We start from the raw sequence: 19,137 nt of genomic DNA, 5'->3' as shown, positions 1-19,137 counted from the left end.
GGTGTGCCGCCGCCGGCCAGGGAGAGACAGGATGCGGGTCGACCACGGACATCTGCGCGCACTCGCCGCGGTGGTGCGCGAGGGCAGTTTCGAGCGCGCGGCCGCCGCGCTCAGCGTCACCCCCTCGGCGGTCTCGCAGCGGATCAAGGCGCTCGAAGACCGCACCGGCCGGCTGCTGGTGCAACGCACGGTGCCCGCGCGCGCCACGCCCGACGGTCAGGTGCTGGTGCAGCTGGCCGAACAGACGGCTCTGCTCGAGCACGAGGCCCTGCATCGGCTGGGCGTGGCCGACGAGGACATGGCGCCGGCCAGCATTCCGGTGGCAGTCAACCACGACAGCCTCGAAACCTGGTTCGTCGACGCCGCGGTGCGCTTTTCGCAGGCCTCGCGCGCGACCCTGGATCTGCAGTCCGAAGACCAGGACCATACGGCGGCGTTGCTGCGCAATGGCGCGGTGCTGGGCGCGGTCACGACGCTGGCCGAGCCGGTGCAGGGATGCCGCATCCATGCCTTGGGCAGCATGCGCTACGTCGCCACCTGCTCGCCGGCGTTCCACGCGGCGCATTTCGCGCAGGGCGTGAACGCGCGCACGCTGGCGCAGGCGCCCGTCATCGTGTTCAACCGCAAGGACGGCCTCCAGGCGCGCTTCGCCCGGCGCATCATGGGCAAGGCCGCGTGGCAGCCGCCCATCTGGTGGGTGCCGTCCACGCGCGCCTTCGTGCATGCCACGCTGGGCGGCCTGGGCTGGACCATGAATCCGCTGCCGTTGGTGCAGGAGGATCTCGATGCCGGCCGCATGGTGCCGCTGCGACAACGTGCCGCAGAGGATGTGCCGCTGTACTGGCAACATTGGCGGGTAAACTCGCAAGCGATGGAGGCCTTGACCGATTCGGTCCTGGCTGCCGCCCGCGCATTGGTGCGGCGGCGCTAACCCGCTCCCTCGCCGGAGCATTGCATCAGGAGACGTCCATGAAGATCCGCAGTTTCGCACTGGCCGCCATGCTGGCTCTGGGCGCGCAGGGCCTGGCCCACGCCGCCGATTTCAAGGTCGGCCAGATCGAGATCGACGACCTGTGGGTGCGCGCCAGCGCGCCGGGGCAGGCCAATGGCGCGGGCTACATGGAAATCGACAACGACGCCAAGGCCGAGGATCGCCTGCTGTCCGTCACGTCCGACGTCGCCGAGCGCGTGGAGCTGCACGAGGTGGTCACCGAAAACGGCGTGGCCAAGATGCGTGAGCTCGAGAAAGGCGTGCCGGTGCCGGCCGACGGTGAGGTCAAGCTGCGTCCGGGCGGCTATCACGTGATGTTCCTCAAGCTGAAGTCGCCGTTCGCCGAAGGCGCCAAGGTGCCGGCCACCCTGCGCTTCGAGAAGGCGGGCGAGGTGCAGGTGCAGTTCGAGGTCAAGCCGATCGCGCACAACCCCGGCGGCGCCGCGGGCCATGGCGGTCACGGCATGAAGCACTGATACGCCCGGGGTTGCGGCAGGCAGGGCCTGCCGCCCTTACTCCAGCTTGATGCCGGCCTTCTTGATGACCTCGGCCCAGGTGGCGCGCTCGCGTTCGGCGTAGGTCTTGAATTCCTGCGGCGACAGCGGCATGGGCTCGACGCCCATGTCTTCGAGCTTTTGCGCGACGGCCGGCGTCTTCAGCGTCTGTGCCAGATCCGCGGACAGCTTGTCGACCACCGTCTGCGGCAAGCCGGCCGGGCCGACCACGCCTTGCCAGGCGTAGGCGGTGAAGTCGGCGATGTTCTGCTCGGCCATGGTGGGCACGTCGGGCAGGACCTTGAGGCGTTGCGGCGTGGCGGCGGCCAGCACGCGCAGCTTGCCCGCCTTGACGTTGGGCAGACCCGCGGCGAGGTCGATGAACATCAGGTCGACCTGGCCACCCAGCAGATCCTGGATCGCGGGCGCGGCGCCCTTGTACGGCACGTGCAGCACGTTCACGTTGGCGCGCTGCTTGAACAGCTCGAGCGCGAGGTGGTGCGGGGAGCCGGCGCCGGCCGAGGCCGCGCTCAGCGTGCCGGGCTCTTTGCGCGCGGCGGCAATCACGTCGTCCACGGTCTTGAACTTCGAATTCACGTTGACAGCCAGCAGCAGCGGAAAGCGCGCCAGGCCGCCGACGTAGGTGAACTTGGCGGGGTCGTAGCTGAGCTTGGCGTACAGCGACGGGTTGAAGGCCAGCGTGCCGGAGTCGGCGGTGCCGATCATGTAGCCGTTGGGCTCGGCCTGCGAGATCGCGGTGGCGCCGATGATGGTGGCCGCGCCGGGACGGTTCTCGACCACGATGGTCTGGCCCAGCGATTTTTCGAGGCCGGCGGTCACGGTGCGCGCGACGACGTCGGCGCCGCCGCCCGCGGGATAGGGCACGATCCAGCGGATCGGCTGCGCGGGCCAGGATTGCGCCTGGGCGGTATGGGTGGCGGTGAGCGCCAGGGCGGCGGCCGGCAGGGCGGCGAACGCCGCCAGACGCTGGATGAGCGTGGGCATGAAGTCTCCTCGTGCGGGGTTATGGCGCCGATGGCTGGGCATCGGCTTGTTGTGTCAGTGCGCCGCCATTATGCGCCGGTTGCCGCCGCTTCGCGAGACCTCCGTCTCTCAGGTGTCGTAATGGCGCGCGCCGAAGATGGCGCTGCCGATCCGCACCTCGGTCGAGCCTTCGGCGATCGCCAGTTCGAAGTCGCCGCTCATGCCCATCGACAGCCGCGCGAGCGGCACGGCGTCGCTGCGGTGCGCGTCGCGCAGCTCGCGCAGCCGCCGGAAGCAGGCCCGCACGGCGGCCTCGTCGTCGGTGTTGGTGGCCATCGTCATGAGGCCCTGCACGCGCAGCGCCGGGCAGGCGTGTGCGAGATGCGCAAGAAAGTCGCCCAGGTCTTCCGGCGCTAGGCCGAACTTGCTGGGCTCGGGCGAGGTCTTGACCTGCACCAGCACGTCGAGCATGCGCTCGGCGCTGGCCAGCCTGGCCTGCAGGGCGTCGGCGAGTTCGACGCGATCGAGCGATTGCAGCTCGGCCACGTCGCGGGCCACGTCCTTGGCCTTGTTGGTCTGGAGATGGCCGATCATGACCCAGCGCAGCGCCAGGGACTCGAGTTCGGCCGCCTTCTGACGGATCTCCTGCGTCTTGTTTTCACCGAAGCGGGTCAGCCCGAGCGCGTGCGCTTCGCGCACCGCGTCGGCATCGAAGGTCTTGCTCACGGGGAGCAGCGCCACGCTGTCCTCGGGACGGCCGGCGCGGGCGCAGGCCTGACGGATACGGTGTTGCACGGCGGCCAGCCGCTGGGCCATGGAATCTGCTGCAGTCATGGATGCGATCGGAGTAAGGACGATGCCGGCGGGTTGCCGGAGGTCTTCATAGTGTAGGCCCAGCGCCACGAGGGGGCCGCAAGGCGCGTTGACCCTGGCTTTGGGCCAGGCTTAGAATCCCCGGATATTTATTTATATTTCAAGGTTTTAAGCCGACGGAGACAGCGGCGATCCGCGCAGCCGCCCAGCGCAGCGCGCAGATCCTGCATGGCCGGCGGCAGTCCGACCCGTGGGCCGCGTGCGCGCCACCCGCGGCGCCTTCACAGCCCGTGGTGTTCGCGGGCGCCGGCACCCTGCCGGGCCCCGGACACGCGGCGCGCGCACGCCTTCACCACGACTCCTCGTCACGCCATGTCCATCGCAGCGCCCGAGTACGCCTTCGCCACCCCGTTCCAGACCCCCCCTTCCGCGCCCATCCGATCCCTCATGCCCTACGCCATGCGGCCGGGCACGGTATCGCTCGCGGGCGGTTATCCCGCGCAGGAGCTCTTCGATATCGAGGGGCTCACCACCGCTTCCAATCAGGTGCTGGGCCGGCTGGGCGCCTGCCTGCAGTATTCCAACATCGATGGCCAGGCCAGCCTGCGCCACGAGCTGGCCCGCCTGTCGGCCGCGCGTGGCCTGATCTGCGATCCGGACACCGAGCTGGTGGTCACCGGCGGCTCGCAGCAGGGCATGGCGCTGCTGGCCCGCGTGATGCTGCAGCCCGGCGACACCGCCATCATCGAAAGCCCCGCGTTTCCGAACTCGGTGAATGCGCTGCGCTATACCGGCGCAACCGTGCATACGGTGCCGTCCGGCCCCGACGGCATCGACGTCGACGCGCTCGACGAGCTCGCGGCCCGCGTCAAGCCCAAGATGGTGTGCGTGGTGGCCTCGTTCTCGAACCCGTGCGGCGCCACCATCAGCCGGGCCCGCCGCCTGCGGTTGCTCGAGCTGGCGGTCAAGCACCGCTTCCTGATCGTCGAAGACGACCCTTACGGCGAGCTGCGTTTCGCCGGCGAAACCGTGCCGCCGATCGCCGCGCTGGCCGAAGGCGAGGCGCGCCACTGGGCGGTCTACATCTCCAGCATGTCCAAGACCATGGCGCCGGCGCTGCGCATCGGCTGGCTCGTGGCGCCGCCCGAAGTGCGCCGTCGCTGCGTGGGTGCCAAGTCGGCCGATGACATGGCCAACTCCGCCTGGGTCCAGGAAGTGGTGGCCCAGTATCTGGCCAACGACCGCTATGCCGTGCATGTGCCGCGTATCCGCGCCGCCTATGGCGCGCGCTGCGACGCGATGGCCCAGGCGCTCGAGCGCGAGCTCGCCGGCCGCGTGATCTTCAAGAAGCCCGAAGGCGGCATGTTCTTCTGGGCCCGCCTGAGCGGCGAGATCGACGCCACCCGTCTGTTGCCGTACGCTATCGAGCACGAGGTGGTCTATGTGCCGGGCAAGGCGTTCTACCCGGATCCTGAGCAGGCCGATCTGCATGCCATGCGCATGTCGTTCGCCACGATGGACGAAGAGCGCATCGCCCTGGGCATCGTGCGGCTGGGCCGCGCACTCGACGCCTGCGCCGCCAACGCGCCGGTCTCGATCTCGCTGGCGGCCTGATTCCGCCGCCGCGCGCCACCGGTTGCGTGCGCAACCGGTGGTTATAAGCGATGCGCCGCCAGTTATTTTGCCGGCCCGGACACTCTCGTTAAGCTTGCGCACTTTCCTGGCGCCATCGTGCGCCCAGTCGGATTACGGAGACGAGCATGAAGATCGCAACGAGTGTGGCCGCCGTGGCCTTGGCGCTGGGCCTGGCGCCGGTGGCGCAGGGCGCGGCGCTGGACGTGGTGAAAAAGCGTGGCGAAGTGGTGTGCGGCACCACCACCGGCTTCGCCGGTTTCTCGGCCCCCGACGCCCAGGGCGTGTGGCGCGGCCTCGATGTCGACCTGTGCCGCGCGGTGGCGGCGAGCGTGTTCGGCGACGCCAGCAAGATCAAGATCGTGCCGCTCAATTCGCAGCAGCGTTTCACGGCGCTGCAATCGGGCGAGGTGGACGTGCTGACGCGAAACACCACCGTGACGCAGCAGCGCGATACCGCGTTGGGCATCATCCACGCCGGCATCAATTTCTACGATGGTCAGGGCTTCATGGTGCCCAAGTCGCTGGGCGTGAAGAGCGCCAAGGATCTCAACGGCGCCACCATCTGCCTGCAGACCGGCACCTCCAACGAAAACACACTGGCTGACTGGGCGCGGGCCCACAAGGTCAGCTACAAGCCGGTCGTGATCGAGACCTTCAACGAAGTCGTCAATGCCTTCGCCACCGGCCGTTGCGACGTCTTCAGTACCGATGCCTCGGGCCTGTCGTCCATCCGCATCTCCAAGCTCGAGAAGCCCGATGACTACCTCGTGCTGCCCGAGATCATCTCCAAGGAACCGCTCGGCCCCTTCGTGCGCCAGGGGGATGACGCCTGGCTCAACATCGTGCGCTGGTCCCTCTCGGCCATGATCGAAGCCGAGGAATACGGCCTGACCCAGGCCAATGTCGACGAGCAGCTCAAGAGCGACAATCCCAACGTGCGCCGCATCCTCGGCGTGACGCCCGGCGCCGGCAAGAACCTCGGTCTCGACGAAAAATGGGCCTACAACATCGTCAAGCAGGTGGGCAATTACGGCGAGAGCTTCGAGCGCAACGTCGGCCAGGGCAGCCCGCTCAAGATCCGCCGCGGCCTGAACGCGCAGTGGACCGACGGCGGCCTGATGTACGCACTGCCGATCCGCTGATCCCGCGCGATTCGCGCATGCAACAAGGGCGCCCTCGGGCGCCCTTGTCGTATGCGAAGCCGGTGCGATCAGACCGGCTTGCGTCGATAGAGCAGCGAGATTCGCGCGAAGGCCACCTGCAGCTCGCGCGTGCCGCCTTGCAGCACGATGGGACGGCCGCGGCGCGTGAACACGACCAGGCGCTTGGAGAACAGCAGCGGCACGAACTTGGCGAAATGGATGTCTTGCCAGGCCACTTCGCGCCGCGTGATCCAGGTCTGGCGCAGGCCCTTGTCGTCGATCGTGGTGACCGACACCTGCATGTTCCAGCACACCACGGCCAGGCCCAGGAAGCACAGGATCACCGTGCCGGCCAGCACCGAGTTCATCTGCTCGGGCGGCAGGCGGATGGCGGTGGTGACGATCTGCACGCCGATCACGGCCAGGATGACCCAGGCCAGGATGCGCACCCAGTCGGGCCACGCCTGTCCGGAGAGCGGAAGCGGGCCGATTTCGCTCAGGAGGGCCTGGTGTTCTTCGGCGGTGGGGGCTGCAAAGGGAGAGGTCATGGGCCGGGTCGGTGGCGTGTCGGGCGGGTGGGCGCCGTTGACGGTAGATCGGCGCACGAACGAGGCATTCTACGTGCCTTTGGCGACACGCGCCGACGCGGACTCAGGCCGCGCGCTTGGCGGCGATGGCATTGCCGGCCCGGCTCGAGCCCTTGCGCTCCAGATTGGCCGCCATCCATTGCCCGATATCGACCACCGCATCGAAATCGATACCGGTGTCGATGTCGAGTCCGCGCAGCATGTACAGCACGTCTTCGGTGGCGACGTTGCCGGTCGCGCCCTTGGCATAGGGACAACCGCCCAGGCCGGCGACCGACGCGTGATAGATCGGCACGCCGGTCTCGAGCGCCGCCAGGATGTTGGCCAGCGCCTGACCATAGGTGTCATGGAAGTGGCCGGAGATGCGCGCGGGGTCGACGATGGCGGTCACCGCGCTCATCACCTCGCGCACGCGGCGCGGCGTGCCCACGCCGATCGTGTCGGCCACGTCGATCTCGTCACAGCCCAGCGCGTCGTAGCGGCGCGCCACGTCGAGCACGGCCTCCACCGGCACCTCGCCCTGGTAGGGGCAGCCCAGTGCGCAGCTGATGCTGCCGCGCACCCGCAGGCCGGCTTCTTTGGCGGCGGCCACGACCGGCTCGAAGCGCGCGATCGACTCCGCGATCGAGCAGTTGATGTTTTTCTGCGAGAAGGCCTCGCTGGCCGCGCCGAAAATCACGATCTCGTCCGCGCGCGCGGCGAGCGCGCCCTCGAAGCCCTTCATGTTGGGCGTGAGCACCGAGTAGATCGTGCCGGGGCGGCGCGCGATGCGGCCCATGACGTCGGCGCCATCGGCCATCTGCGGCACCCACTTGGGCGACACGAACGAGGCGGCTTCGACGTTGGGGAAGCCGGCGGCGCTGAGTCGGTCGACCAGCTCGACCTTGATCTCGGTGGGGACGAATGCTTTTTCGTTCTGCAGGCCGTCGCGGGGCGACACCTCGACGATCTTCACGCGGGTGGGCAATGCCATGTCTCTTCCTGGGGCAGGCGCCGTGGTCGGCGCGGTTCTTGATCTGACTATAGTAGTCCGATGCGCGGCCAGCGGCGAGGTACAGCCCGGCCGGTACAGCGTGAGGGGCAGAGGTCGAAGGCGGCCGCCGAGGTGGCCTCACCTGGGCGGCCCTGCGCGCCGCGCGGTCGATACAGGCTCGACGCGCACGCAAGACGGCCGGCGCGAAATCCGCTCAGCCGCCGGGTGCGCGTCGTTGAAACGCACCGCCCGCCTCACGCTCCACCAGGCCGGCGATCTCGAGCTCGCTCAGCTGCGCCTGCAGATGATGCATGGGCAGTCCGGTGCGCTCGGCCAGCGTGTCGGGATGCACCGGGTCGTAGCCCAGCGCGTCGAGCAGGGCCGCGAGATGGGGCGCGAGCGGCGGCAGGGCGACGGCGGTGTCGGGAGCGCCTGTCGCGGCCGGGTTGGGCGTGCCGAGTTCGTCGGTGATGTCCTGCGCCGTTTCGACCAGCTTGGCGCCCTGGCGGATCAGCTGATGGCAACCGCGGGCGAGCGGCGAATGGATCGAGCCCGGAATGGCGAACACCTCGCGGCCGCTCTCGGCGGCCAGCCGGGCCGTGATCAGCGAGCCGCTCTGACGCGCCGCTTCGACCACCAGGACGCCGCGGGCCAGGCCGGCCACGAGCCGGTTGCGGCGCGGGAAATGGTGCGCCTGCGCGCCGACACCAAGCGGAAATTCCGACAGCAGGGCGCCGCCCTGCGCAATGCGATGCGCGAGCTCGCGATTGGCGGCCGGATAGACGCGGTCGATGCCGGTGCCCAGCACCGCGATCGTGCCGGCGCCACGCGGCCCCGCGGCCAGCGCACCGTCATGCGCGGCGGCGTCGATGCCCAGGGCCAGCCCGCTCACGACGCACCAGCCGCGTCCCGCCAGATACTGCGCGAACGCGCGCGCATTGTCGGTGCCGCCCGCGGTCGCGTTGCGCGCGCCGACCACGGCCAGGGCGGGGCGATTCAGGCAGTCGGTGTTGCCGGTGACGTAAAGCAGCACCGGGGGATCGGCGATGGTGAGCAGGGCCTGCGGATAGGCCGGATCGGCGAGGGTCAGCACGGTATGGCCGGGCTCGCTCGCCCACAGCAGCGTGCGTTCGATGAGCGCGCTCGTGTCGGCGGAGGGCGCCCCCGCCAGCTGACGGGCCAGTTCGTGGGGCAGCTGGCGCGCCAGGGCGGCGGCGCCTTGCGCGTAGATGTCCTGTGGCAGGCCGAAGGCGCTGAGCAGCTGACAGGCGGTGGCCGGACCGACGCCGGGCTCGAGCGAGAGTCGCAGCCAGGCGGAGAGTTCGGCAGGGGTATGGATGAGGGGCATGGGAAAGCCGGTGGGGCGAAGTCCGGGGTCAGGCGGCAAGCGTAGCAGGCCGCCGCGCGGGCGGCAGGCGTCGGCGTGCCAGCCCTGTCGCGCTTCGAGCGCGGGGCAGCTCCGGTGGCGCGGCGCGCTCAGCCGCCTGCGGGGGGTTCCGCGAGCGCGATCGTGCCGCTGCTGTCCTTGACCTTGCGCATCACGATATGCGAGCACATGTCGCGCACGCCCCGGATACCGTTGAGTTTGTCGACGACGAAGGTCGAAAACGCCGCCAGGTCGCGCGTGCGCACCTGCAGGATGTAGTTGCTCGCGCCGGTCACGATACTGGCCTGCACCACCTCTTCGAGCGCGTCCAGCCGTGCCACGAAGGCTTCGTTCCAGCCCGGCTCGGACTGATCCAGCGACAGATGCACGTAGGCTTCGAAGTCTGCGCCGAGCTGGGCGGTGTCGAGCACGGCGCGATAGCCGCGGATGACCGCGCCTTCTTCGAGCGCGCGCACGCGCCGCAGACAGGCCGAGGGCGACAACGAGACGCGGTCGGCCAGGTCTTGATTGGAGATGCGGCCGTCGGCCTGAAGAATGTTGAGAATGCGGCAATCAATGATGTCGAGCTGCATGATGCAAGATTCTTTTTCCAAATCCCGAAGTGCTCGAATTTTCGTGCAAGAAACGCCGTTCGTCACGTGGAGTTTGCAATTTTTTTGGTTCATCGCGCTGATACCATAGTCTTCGTTCCAAGCTCTCGAGGTCGAGATGAAAACGCGTGACGATTGCCTGGCGCTGGACGCCGCCGATGCCCTCGCGGGCCTGAAAGACCGATTCGAACTGCCCCCCGGTGTCATCTACCTCGATGGCAATTCCCTGGGCGCCAAGCCGCGCACGGCAGCCGCGCGCGCCGCCGAAGTGATCGGCCGCGAATGGGGCAACGACCTGATCCGCAGCTGGAATACCGCCGGCTGGTTCGAGGCACCCTCGCGCCTGGGCGACAAGCTCGCACGGCTGATCGGCGCCGACGAGGGCGAAGTGGTCGTCACGGACACCACCTCGCTCAACATCTTCAAGGTGCTGGCGGCCGCCCTGCGCATCCAGCAGCGCGACCAGCCGTCGCGCAAAGTGATCGTGTCCGAGCGCGATAACTTCCCCACCGATCTGTACATGATCCAGGGCATGATCGACTTCCTCGAGCAGGGCTACGAGCTGCGCCTGATCGATGCCGATCTCAGCCTGGAAGACGCGCTCGACGCCGATGCCGCCGTGCTGCTGCTCTCGCACGTGAACTACCGCAGCGGCGCGATGCACGACATGGCGCGCGTGTCGGGTCTGGCGCACGAGCGCGGCGCGCTCGTGATCTGGGACCTGGCCCACGCCGCCGGCGCGGTGCCGCTGGCACTCACGGCCGACGGCGCCGACTTCGCCGTGGGTTGCACATACAAATATCTGAATGGCGGCCCCGGCTCGCCCGCGTTCCTGTGGGTCGCGCCGCGTCACATGGATCATTTCTGGCAGCCCCTGTCGGGCTGGTGGGGCCACAGCAACCCCTTCGAGATGTCCGACCGCTACGATCCGGCGCTGGGCATCCGGCGCTTCCTGTGCGGCACGCAGCCCATCATCTCGCTGTCGCTGGTGGAATGCGGCCTGGACCTCGCGCTCGAGGCCGACATGCAGGATGTGCGCGCCAAGTCGCTGGCGATGGCCGATCTGTTCATCGAGCTGGTCGAGACGCGCTGCGCCGATCACCCTCTCACGCTCGTCACGCCGCGCGAGCACGCCGGCCGGGGCAGTCATGTGAGCTTTTTGCACCCCGAGGGCTATGCGGTGATGCAGGCACTGATCGCGCGCGGCGTGATCGGCGACTACCGCGAGCCCGAGCTGCTGCGCTTCGGTCTCACGCCGCTGTATCTCAGTTATGCCGATGTCTGGGACGCGGTCGAGATCCTGCGCGACGTGCTCGACAGCCGCGCCTGGGACAAGCCCGAGTTCCGCACCCGGGCCGCCGTGACCTGAGTGCCGGCGAGGGGCGGCGACGCGGGATGCGCATGCGTCCCCGCGTCGCGCCCCAGGCTAAGCGGGTTTTAGCCTAAAACTATTAGATTGCCGGTTTCGAATGAATTATCATGTGGTCTTACCGCTGATTATTCGGCCAGACCGACATTCCATGGCTTTGCTCACCATCCTCCGCTACCCCGACGCGCGCTTGCACAAAGTGGCCAAGCCCGTGGCCGTGGTCGACGACCGCATCCGCAAGCTCGTACGCGACATGGCCGACACCATGTACGACGCGCCGGGCGTGGGGCTTGCCGCGACCCAGGTCGACGTGCATGAGCGCGTGATCGTGATCGACGTCTCCGAAGACGGCAACGAACTGCGCGTGCTCATCAATCCCGAGATCACCTGGAAGAGCGACGAGCTGCAGGTCTACGAAGAGGGTTGCCTGTCGGTGCCCGGCGTGTACGACGAGGTCAAGCGCGCCGCCCGCATCCGTTGCAAGGCGCTCGACGAGCAGGGCCAGTCGTACGAGTTCGAGGCCGAAGGCCTGCTCGCGGTCTGTGTGCAGCACGAAATCGATCACCTCGACGGCAAGGTGTTCGTCGAGTATCTGTCGGTGCTCAAGCAAAACCGCATCAAGACCCGCATCAAGAAAGCCGAGCGCGAAGCATTGCGCGCCTGAGGGCTTTCCCCTCTTGCATGCCAAAACCCCGCTTTTGCGGGGTTTTTTGTTGTCTGCGCCCGACGCTCGACGTTGCCGCGGGTTCGTCGCCAAACGAAAATAGGATGACCCCAACAGGGAGGGAGGATGGAACAGGCCATGAAGAGTATTCCGCACGACGAGGCAATGGCTGGGCGTTATCGCGATGATCCGGCGTATGCGCTGGCCATGCTCGACAATATTCTCGAAAGCGGCGAACAGGCCGAACTGCTCATCACGCTGCGCCAGCTGGCGCAGGCCTGCGGCGGCATGCAATCGATCGCGGATCGATCCGGCCTCAACCTCACGCAGCTCTACCGCACGCTGTCGCCCAAAGGAAACCCCGGCCTCAGCAGCCTCACGGCGATTCTGCATGCCCTGGGCCTGCGCCTGGCGGTGCGGCCGCTGGATGCCTCGGGGCACTACCGCCTCGACTAGGCAGGCTCAGCGGGGGGCGAACAGGCGGCCCTTGCCCGCGGCGGCGGGGTCGTGGCCGCCCAGGCGTACGACATCCCAGAAGCCTGCCGGCGAGCTCGACACGACGGGCACCCCGTGCCGCGCTTCGACGATCGCGATCGCCTCCAGCGTCAGCAGGCCACCGCACGAGAGCAGGATGGCCTGCGCGCCCGGGGCGTCGGCAAGCGCGGCCTCGCACAGCGCGACCAGCGTGTCGGTGCTGACACGCGCCATGGCGTCCACGCCGCTGATGCCCAGGCTGTGGCAGGTCTGCACGTCGAAGTCTTCCTCGCGCAGAAAGTCTTCGAGGCGGTCGTTCACGTCGCTCACGTAGGCCGTGGCCAGCGCCACGCGCCGTGCGTCGAGCGTGCGCAGCGCGCGCACCACCGCGTGGCTCATCGTCGTGCAGGGCAGGCCGGTCGCGCGGGCCATCGCCTCCGTCAGGCTGCGATTGAACGCCGCGCCACGATAGAAACTCAGCGACGTGCCCATCAGCGAGATCACGCTGGCACCGGCCTCGGCGAGCTTGCAGGCATGCGCGGCCACGTCGTCGATGACGGCGTCGTAGCCCGCGGGCGTGACCGACCCCAGCCCCAGGCCGCTGGCCCGGAACGACAGGTGGGGATACAGCAGCGCGCCGTCGGCCGGCACCTCGCCGGCGGCGGGCGGCACGATGAGTCCGTGCAGGACGGGAGCAGGCGTAGCGGACATGGCGATCGGGTTCCGGGAGAGGGGGTTATTGGCCGAACTCGAGCTTGCTGCGCGCGATCAGATCGCCCCAGCGCTGTTGTTGCGCGGGCAACCATTGCGCCAGCTCGGGCGCCGACAGGTACGAGATCTGCGAGCCCTGCGCCACGAAGGCCTGCTGCAGCGCGGGCCGCTGCAGCACCTGTGGCAGGACGGACTCCAGCCGCTGAAGCGCGGCGCGCGGCGTGCCCGCCGGCGCCAGCAGGAACAAGGACGGCGTGGTCTCGAAGCCGGGCAGCGTCTGGCTCGCGGTGGGAACGTGGGGCAGGCCGGCGAAGCGATCTTCCGACAGCACGGCGAGGATGCGGATGTGGCCGCTGCTGGCGAGCGGCATGACCGCGGGCAGGCTGGAGATGGCCATCGTTACCTGGCCGCCCAGCAGCGCCTGTACGGCCGGACTGCCACCCTTGTAGGGCACATGCACCAGGTCGGTCTTGCTCAGGCGCTTGAAGAGCTCGCCGCCGAGGTGATGCATCGAGCCGACGCCCACGGTGGCATAGGTGTATTGCCCGGGGGCCTGGCGCGCCAGGGCGATGAACTCCGGGAGGTCGCGCGCGGGATGATTCGAGGGTACCGCGAGCGCCAGGCCCGCTTCACCCACCATCGCCACCGGTACGAAGTCGCGTTCGAGGCGGAACGGCAGGGTGGGGTAGATGTACGGCGCGACGATGAGCGAGGTGTCGGCCAGCAGCACCGTATTGCCATCGGGCTCGGCGCGGCGTGCCGCCTCGGCCGCGATGGTACCTCCCGCGCCGGGCCGGTTCTCGACCACGACCGGCCGGCCGAGCGGGTCGGCCAGTTGCTGCGCCAGCAGCCGCGCGAGCGTGTCCACGCCGCCACCGGGCGAGAACCCCACCACGATCTTGAGCGGTGCCTGCTGGGCCTGCGCGGACGCGGCCGCGCAGAGCAGCAAGAGGGCAGCACAACGTATCCATCGAGCGAGCAAATCAGTCTCCTGGTGCCGGCCCGGGCCGGAGGCGGGAACGGAACGACGACGGCATCAGTGCGGCAGCGCGGCGCTGCCGGCGCGTGCGCCGTAAAGCCAGTCGAGCGGCGCGGCACGCGGCGCCGGTTCGTCGGCCTCGTGGAACAGGCCCTGCGGAAAGCGCGCGGCGAATGCGCGAAACTGGCGGCCGCCCACCACGATGTGGCGCGTGGCGGCCTGTGTGGCCGCGTCGGCGTCCGCCGCGAGCACCGCGCGCACGATCACGCCGTGCTCGCGCCACGAGTGCGCGACGCGGTCGGGCTGGTCGAAGTGGCGCAGACGATAGGGCTGCGTGCGCCGCCGGATGGCGACGATCTGTTCGGTGAGATAGGGATTGCCGCAGGCCTGATAGAGCAGGGCATGAAACGCATGGTTGGCCGCGCCGTAGCCCGCGCCATCGGCACGCGGGCGGGAGGCTTCATGCGCCTGCGCCAGCGCCTCGCGCTCCGCCTGCGAGATCCGGCGCGTGGCCAGACCGGCGCACAGGCCTTCGAGGTAGGCCAGCGTTTCGAACATATTGGCCAGCTCGTCGGGCGAGAGCTGATTCACGAAGATGCCCACGCGCGGCGCGATGCGCACGAAGCCGCGCGCGGCCAGTTGCAACAGGGCGTCCCGCACCGGCGTGCGCGACACGCCATAGGCGAGCGCCAGCGCTGTCTCGTCGAGCGCGGCGCCGGGCGGCAGCGTGGCGCTGGCGATCTGTTCTTCGAGATCGGCGCGAATGCGATCGGCGGCGGTGATGGCGCTCGGCGGGGTCATGCGAACTCCTGCTGCGGGCAAGTCAAGGCTCCATTATTCGAAGCGGGGCCTGATATATCAATCCGGGCGCGCCCGGTGCCTGGCCTGTCGGACCGACGCGTGCCGGCCCGGCAGCCCATGGCCCGCCAGCACCGCACCTGGCGGGCCTTCGCCCGACGGTCCGGCATCCGAACGCCCGGCCCGCGCCGCGCGATTTGGCGCGCGGGGGGATCTGGCCGGACAATAGCGCCTGCGCGCCGCCACCGGCGCGGCCGGAGCCGCGTGCTCCGTCGTCACTCGTCGTTCCTGGATTCCTCATGCGTCTCGTCTTTGCCGGTACTCCCGATTTCGCCCGTCTCGCCCTCGAAGCCCTGCTGGCCGCCGGCCATGAGGTGCCGCTGGTGCTGACCCAGCCAGATCGCCCGGCCGGCCGGGGTCTCAAGCTCACGCCCAGCCCGGTCAAGCAGGCGGCGCTCGCCGCCGGCATCGAGGTGGCGCAGCCGCGCAGCCTGCGCCTGGACGGCCGCTATCCCGACGAGGCGCAGGCCGCGCGCGAGCGGCTCGAGGCCATCGCGCCCGACGTGATGGTGGTGGCCGCGTACGGTCTGATCCTGCCGCAATGGACGCTCGATCTGCCGCGGCTCGGTTGTCTGAACATCCATGCGAGTCTGCTGCCGCGCTGGCGCGGCGCGGCGCCGATCCAGCGCGCGATCGAGGCCGGCGACACGCGCACCGGCGTCACGATCATGCAGATGGATGCGGGGCTGGATACCGGCGACATGCTGCTCGAGACCGTCGTGCCGATCGACGGCGATACGACGGCGGCCGCGTTGCACGACGCGCTGGCGCGCAGCGGTGCCGACGCCATCGTGCAGGCGCTCGAGGCGCTCGCGGGCGCGGGCCTCACGCCCCGCAAGCAGCCCGAAGAGGGTGTGACGTATGCCGCCAAGCTCGAGAAGAGCGAAGCGGCGCTCGACCTGTCGCAGCCCGCCGAGGTGCTGGCACGGCGTATCCGTGCTTTCAATCCGGTGCCGGGCGCCACCGTGCGTCTGGCGGGGCTGGATGATCCGGTCAAGGTCTGGCAGGCGCAGGCGCTGCCGCAGCAGACGACCGCCGCGCCGGGCACCGTGCTGAGCGCCAGCAGCGCGGGCGTGGATCTCGCTACCGGCGAGGGCGTGTTGCGCCTGCTGGAGCTGCAGAAGGCGGGCGGCAAGCGCCAGCCCGTGGAGGTGTTCGTGCGCGGCTGGCAGCCCGTGGCGGGTGCCTGACGCGCCGGCCTAGTAAAGCGTGGCGCGCAGGCGCGCCGGCTGTTCCTGATCGTATTTGACGCCATCGATCGTGCCGGCCGAGACATCGGCCAGGATGCGGCCCGTGCTCGGCAGGGCGCTGCGTTCGATCTGGCGCGCGGGGTCCCAGAGGCCCGAGCGCACGATGGCGCGCGCACATTGGAAGTACACCGTATCCACGTGGATGCGCAGCACCGAACGCGGCAGCTTGCCGTCCATCTCGAAGCGCGCGAGCAACGCCGGATCGACGCTGATCTCGGCGCGGCCATTGACCCGCAGGGTCTCGCCCACGCCGGGAATCAGAAACAGCAATGCGACGCGCGGATCCTGCAGGATGTTGCGCAGGCTGTCGATGCGATTGTTGCCGCGGCGGTCCGGCAGCAGCAGCGTGCGCTCGTCGGCCACGGTCACGAAGCCCGAGGGGTCGCCGCGCGGCGACGCGTCCAGGCCGCCTTCGCCCTGGGTGGCCAGCACCGCGAACGGCGCCGCTTCGATGAAGGCGCGATAGTGCGGATGCACGTAATCGACCTCTTTGGCGAGCGAAGGCTGGGCCGGCTCGCCATACAGCGCGTGCAGGGCGGCGGCGTCGGTGATGCGGTGGGGATCGAGGCTCATGTCGTCTCGCGGTTCAGCTCAGATGGGTGCCGAGCTCGCCCACGGAGGCGAGCAGGGCGTCGGGTCGTTCGGCGCGCAGCGCCTCGGCATCGTTGTAGCCCCAGCTCACGGCCACGCTGGCCACGCCGGCCTTGCGCGCGGCCTCGACGTCGCGCACCTCGTCGCCGACCAGCGCGGTCTGGGCGGGCGTGACGCCGTGGCGCTGCATCAGGCGCTCGAGCTTGGCGGCCTTGCCGAACAGATCCGTGCCGCATTCGAAGTCATCGAACAGGGCGCTGATCTCGGGGCCGAGCACGCGCTGCACGTTTTCGGTGGCGTTCGAGCTCACGACCGCGAGCTTCACGCCCTGCGCCCGCAATTGCGTGAGGGCGTCGGCGACGCCGTCGAACAGCGGGATCTGCGGGCCGGCTTCGTTCATGCGTTCGCGCACGTGGATCAGGATGGCGGGGGCCTTCCACAGTGGGATGCCGAGAAACTTGAGAATCTCCTGCACGCCTTGCCGGCGCAGCGCGCGGCGTTCGGTGGCGGTGGTCTTGCGAAAGCCGTAGCGCTCGGCCACGTCATCCAGAATCGATTCGAACCAGGGCAGCGTGTCGGCCAATGTGCCATCGAAATCGAAGGCGATCAGCGGGTATTTCATGCCGTGCCACCGTCGGGATGCCGGTCGCGTTCGCCGCGGCGCAGCCAGTGCATCACCGGCGCCAGCGCCTCCACCGGCGGGGCGCCCGAGACCACGCGCGCCGCGTCGGTCCAGGGATACGGCAGCGTGGTCAGCCAGCTCAGCACCGCTTCGGTGTGCTCGATGGGCAGCACTTCCATCGTGTCGATCGAAATCGTCAGGCGGCGCGCCAGGTAGGGTTCTGCCTGGAACTCCCAGTCGTAGCGGCCCGCGCCCACCCGCACGAGGCCGGTCGCCTTCTCGGTCATGCCGACGAACCAGTCGCAGCTATAGCGCTCCAGCCGCGCGTCGTCGGCGGGGCGGTCGAGATAGAAGGTGTAGACGTTGTCGTAGGTCTGGCCGAATTTGCGCACCAGGGTGTCGGTGATGGCTTCCAGGCCGCGTGCCTGCGGCGGGAAAGCGATCGCCTGCGTATTCAGACGCATGTCGAGCTGCGCGTTCGGCGCGAAGGTCCGGGCCATGTAATGCGGCCGGTTTTCGTCCTTGGCGTGGAAGTAATCGCGCAGGCGCGCAAGCGTGGTGGCAGGGCTGGCGGAGGTCATGGGGGCGCAGTGTAGGTCAGTGTTCGCCTTTGTCGATCCACTTGGAGACGGTGGGAGGGACATAGGCCGAGAAATGGTCGAGCAGCACGGCGGGATCGCTGTCGATCGCCAGCATGGCGCGGTGCTCGGGCCGCATGAAGCGTTCGTCGACGGTATGGTCGAGGAAGGTGGCGAGCGCGTCGTAGTAGCCGGCAATGTTGAGCAGGCCGCAGGGTTTCTTGTGCATGCCGAGCTGGGCCCAGGTCCAGGTCTCGAAGATTTCTTCGAGGGTGCCGGCGCCGCCGGGCAGCGCGACGAAGGCGTCGGCGCGCTCGGCCATCATGGTCTTGCGCTCGTGCATCGACTGCACCACGTGCAGCTCGGTCAGGCCGCGGTGCGCGAGCTCTTTCTGCATGAGGCTCTCGGGAATCACGCCGATGGCGCGGCCGCCGGCCTCGAGCACGGCGTCGGCCACCGCGCCCATGATGCCCACGGCGGCGCCGCCATAGACCAGCGCGATGTCGCGGCGGACCATCTCCTGGGCGAGCGCCCGGGCCTGGGCTTCGTAGTCTGTCTGGCGGCCGCTATTGGAGCCGCAATACACGCAAAGAGTCTTCAGTGTCATGGATGCTTCAGGCGCCCCGCACGGGACGCGTGCCCCGGGAGGCGCGCCGCCCCTCGGGCGTGGTTACTTTTGGTCTTGGTAGCTAGTGTACGCAAAGTCCCCGGGGGCGTCGCCGCGCCCCGGGCACGGCGCTTGCTGAAAGGGTCGGGCACGGCGCGCGGCGCAGGCAGGTCGATTCTCGAGGTCCCTGCGCGCCCAGGGTCACAGGACGCCGTGCCGAACTCAACGAGAAGGAGCAAACGAAATGGAACAGTCCAATGTGAAGTCGTCCGCGCAGGGCGCCAACGGTCACGCGAAGTTTGACCTGGACATCGAGGCCATTCGTGCCCGCGCCCGCCGCGACATCGAGTCCGGCGCCGTCACCGACACCTATCGCGCCGATCGCGAGACCGTGCTGCGTCTGCTGAACGAAGCGCTGGCCACCGAACTGGTCTGTACGCTGCGCTACAAGCGCCATTTCTTCATGGCCCGCGGCCTGAACGCGGAGCCCGTGGCCGCCGAATTCGCCGAGCACGCCGCGGAAGAGCAGGCGCACGCCGACCGATTGGCCGAGCGTATCGTGCAACTGGGCGGTGAGCCCGATTTCTCGCCGGACGGCCTGCAAAAGCGCAGCCACGCCGAGTACGTCGAAGGCGACACGCTGCAGGACATGATCCGCGAGAACCTCATCGCCGAACGCATCGCCATCGACAGCTATCGCCAGATGGTCGAGTACGTCGGCGATCAGGATCCCACCACGCGCCGTCTGCTCGAAGAAATCCTGGCCGCCGAAGAAGAGCACGCCGACGATCTGTCGGACTTCCTGGCCAAGAACTGACGAAAAAAAACCGCGAGGCAC

22 protein-coding genes are annotated in these 19,137 nt (G+C 68.9%); 9 read left to right on the top strand and 13 right to left on the bottom strand.

Features of this window, described 5'->3' with window-relative positions:
- Positions 1-31: 31 nt before the first annotated feature.
- A complete protein-coding gene (locus tag CEK29_RS21685) occupies positions 32-931 on the top strand; it encodes a LysR family transcriptional regulator ArgP (protein WP_094804660.1) in 900 nt (299 codons plus the stop codon).
- 38 nt (positions 932-969) lie between these two features.
- Positions 970-1,467 (top strand): copper chaperone PCu(A)C, encoded by a 498-nt coding sequence (locus tag CEK29_RS21680; protein ID WP_094804658.1) that lies wholly within the window; start codon positions 970-972, stop codon positions 1,465-1,467.
- A 36-nt stretch (positions 1,468-1,503) separates the two neighbouring features.
- On the opposite strand, the gene CEK29_RS21675 is transcribed toward CEK29_RS21680, so the two are convergent.
- Positions 1,504-2,490 (bottom strand): Bug family tripartite tricarboxylate transporter substrate binding protein, encoded by a 987-nt coding sequence (locus CEK29_RS21675; protein ID WP_094804656.1) that lies wholly within the window; start codon positions 2,488-2,490, stop codon positions 1,504-1,506.
- Positions 2,491-2,598: 108 nt separating this feature from the next.
- Positions 2,599-3,303: a YggS family pyridoxal phosphate-dependent enzyme gene (locus CEK29_RS21670; RefSeq protein ID WP_094859311.1), complete on the bottom strand. Its 705-nt coding sequence runs from the start codon at positions 3,301-3,303 to the stop codon at positions 2,599-2,601.
- Between the two features lie 351 nt (positions 3,304-3,654).
- On the opposite strand from CEK29_RS21670, the gene CEK29_RS21665 reads away from it, so the two are divergent.
- Entirely contained in the window at positions 3,655-4,896 is a 1,242-nt protein-coding gene (locus CEK29_RS21665) for an aminotransferase-like domain-containing protein (RefSeq protein WP_094859310.1), read from the top strand.
- 146 nt (positions 4,897-5,042) lie between these two features.
- Positions 5,043-6,059 carry an amino acid ABC transporter substrate-binding protein gene (locus CEK29_RS21660; protein WP_094859309.1) on the top strand — a complete coding sequence of 339 codons (1,017 nt, stop codon included), beginning with the start codon at positions 5,043-5,045 and terminating at the stop codon, positions 6,057-6,059.
- A gap of 68 nt (positions 6,060-6,127) precedes the next feature.
- Here the strand turns inward: CEK29_RS21660 and CEK29_RS21655 are convergent, their stop codons facing one another.
- From CEK29_RS21655 to CEK29_RS21640, 4 genes are all read right to left on the bottom strand, one after another.
- Positions 6,128-6,607 (bottom strand): hypothetical protein, encoded by a 480-nt coding sequence (locus CEK29_RS21655; protein ID WP_094804648.1) that lies wholly within the window; start codon positions 6,605-6,607, stop codon positions 6,128-6,130.
- Between the two features lie 103 nt (positions 6,608-6,710).
- Entirely contained in the window at positions 6,711-7,619 is a 909-nt protein-coding gene (locus tag CEK29_RS21650; RefSeq protein ID WP_094859308.1) for a hydroxymethylglutaryl-CoA lyase, read from the bottom strand.
- Between the two features lie 214 nt (positions 7,620-7,833).
- Positions 7,834-8,967 carry a DNA-processing protein DprA gene (gene dprA / locus CEK29_RS21645; RefSeq protein WP_094859307.1) on the bottom strand — a complete coding sequence of 378 codons (1,134 nt, stop codon included), beginning with the start codon at positions 8,965-8,967 and terminating at the stop codon, positions 7,834-7,836.
- A gap of 128 nt (positions 8,968-9,095) precedes the next feature.
- Positions 9,096-9,578: an Lrp/AsnC family transcriptional regulator gene (locus CEK29_RS21640; RefSeq protein WP_094859306.1), complete on the bottom strand. Its 483-nt coding sequence runs from the start codon at positions 9,576-9,578 to the stop codon at positions 9,096-9,098.
- A gap of 136 nt (positions 9,579-9,714) precedes the next feature.
- Here CEK29_RS21640 and kynU point away from each other — a divergent pair, with 136 nt between their 5' ends.
- The 3 genes from kynU (at position 9,715) to CEK29_RS21625 (ending at position 12,085) form a co-directional block, all read left to right on the top strand.
- Positions 9,715-10,965 carry a kynureninase gene (gene kynU, locus CEK29_RS21635; RefSeq protein WP_094804642.1) on the top strand — a complete coding sequence of 417 codons (1,251 nt, stop codon included), beginning with the start codon at positions 9,715-9,717 and terminating at the stop codon, positions 10,963-10,965.
- 151 nt (positions 10,966-11,116) lie between these two features.
- On the top strand, positions 11,117-11,629 hold the full coding sequence (gene def, locus CEK29_RS21630) for a peptide deformylase (protein ID WP_094804640.1): 513 nt from the start codon (positions 11,117-11,119) through the stop codon (positions 11,627-11,629).
- A 138-nt stretch (positions 11,630-11,767) separates the two neighbouring features.
- Entirely contained in the window at positions 11,768-12,085 is a 318-nt protein-coding gene (locus CEK29_RS21625; protein ID WP_094804765.1) for a helix-turn-helix domain-containing transcriptional regulator, read from the top strand.
- A 6-nt stretch (positions 12,086-12,091) separates the two neighbouring features.
- On the opposite strand, the gene CEK29_RS21620 is transcribed toward CEK29_RS21625, so the two are convergent.
- Genes CEK29_RS21620 through CEK29_RS21610 form a run of 3 tightly spaced genes read right to left on the bottom strand, consistent with a single transcriptional unit; the run spans position 12,092 to position 14,594 of the window.
- A complete protein-coding gene (locus tag CEK29_RS21620) occupies positions 12,092-12,814 on the bottom strand; it encodes an aspartate/glutamate racemase family protein (protein WP_094859305.1) in 723 nt (240 codons plus the stop codon).
- A gap of 25 nt (positions 12,815-12,839) precedes the next feature.
- Positions 12,840-13,796 carry a Bug family tripartite tricarboxylate transporter substrate binding protein gene (locus CEK29_RS21615; protein ID WP_094859304.1) on the bottom strand — a complete coding sequence of 319 codons (957 nt, stop codon included), beginning with the start codon at positions 13,794-13,796 and terminating at the stop codon, positions 12,840-12,842.
- A gap of 54 nt (positions 13,797-13,850) precedes the next feature.
- Positions 13,851-14,594, bottom strand: a complete 744-nt coding sequence (locus CEK29_RS21610) for a GntR family transcriptional regulator (RefSeq protein WP_094859303.1) — start codon at positions 14,592-14,594, stop codon at positions 13,851-13,853.
- Between the two features lie 296 nt (positions 14,595-14,890).
- On the opposite strand from CEK29_RS21610, the gene fmt reads away from it, so the two are divergent.
- Entirely contained in the window at positions 14,891-15,841 is a 951-nt protein-coding gene (gene fmt, locus CEK29_RS21605; RefSeq protein WP_094859302.1) for a methionyl-tRNA formyltransferase, read from the top strand.
- A 9-nt stretch (positions 15,842-15,850) separates the two neighbouring features.
- Here fmt and CEK29_RS21600 read toward each other — a convergent pair whose 3' ends face one another.
- The 4 genes from CEK29_RS21600 to CEK29_RS21585 are packed head-to-tail and all read right to left on the bottom strand — an operon-like array spanning position 15,851 to position 18,299.
- On the bottom strand, positions 15,851-16,474 hold the full coding sequence (locus CEK29_RS21600) for a pyridoxamine 5'-phosphate oxidase family protein (RefSeq protein WP_094804628.1): 624 nt from the start codon (positions 16,472-16,474) through the stop codon (positions 15,851-15,853).
- A 13-nt stretch (positions 16,475-16,487) separates the two neighbouring features.
- The gene (locus tag CEK29_RS21595; protein WP_094859301.1) at positions 16,488-17,114 is read right to left on the bottom strand and encodes an HAD hydrolase-like protein; all 627 of its coding nucleotides are present in this window, start codon (positions 17,112-17,114) and stop codon (positions 16,488-16,490) included.
- Complete coding sequence (locus CEK29_RS21590) at positions 17,111-17,695, bottom strand: hypothetical protein (RefSeq protein ID WP_094804624.1); 585 nt, start codon at positions 17,693-17,695, stop codon at positions 17,111-17,113. Before CEK29_RS21590 ends, CEK29_RS21595 begins: the two co-directional genes overlap by 4 nt.
- A 16-nt stretch (positions 17,696-17,711) precedes the next feature.
- Entirely contained in the window at positions 17,712-18,299 is a 588-nt protein-coding gene (locus tag CEK29_RS21585; protein WP_094859300.1) for a TIGR00730 family Rossman fold protein, read from the bottom strand.
- Between the two features lie 244 nt (positions 18,300-18,543).
- Between CEK29_RS21585 and CEK29_RS21580 the strand changes: the two genes are divergently transcribed.
- Entirely contained in the window at positions 18,544-19,116 is a 573-nt protein-coding gene (locus CEK29_RS21580) for a ferritin-like domain-containing protein (RefSeq protein WP_094804620.1), read from the top strand.
- Positions 19,117-19,137 lie beyond the last annotated feature (21 nt).

This window comes from Bordetella genomosp. 5, from assembly GCF_002261475.1.
In the GTDB taxonomy this organism is placed as follows: Bacteria; Pseudomonadota; Gammaproteobacteria; order Burkholderiales; family Burkholderiaceae_B; genus Bordetella.
Note: the sequence above shows the minus strand (reverse complement) of the source record. Positions and strands in the feature narration are given on the sequence as shown.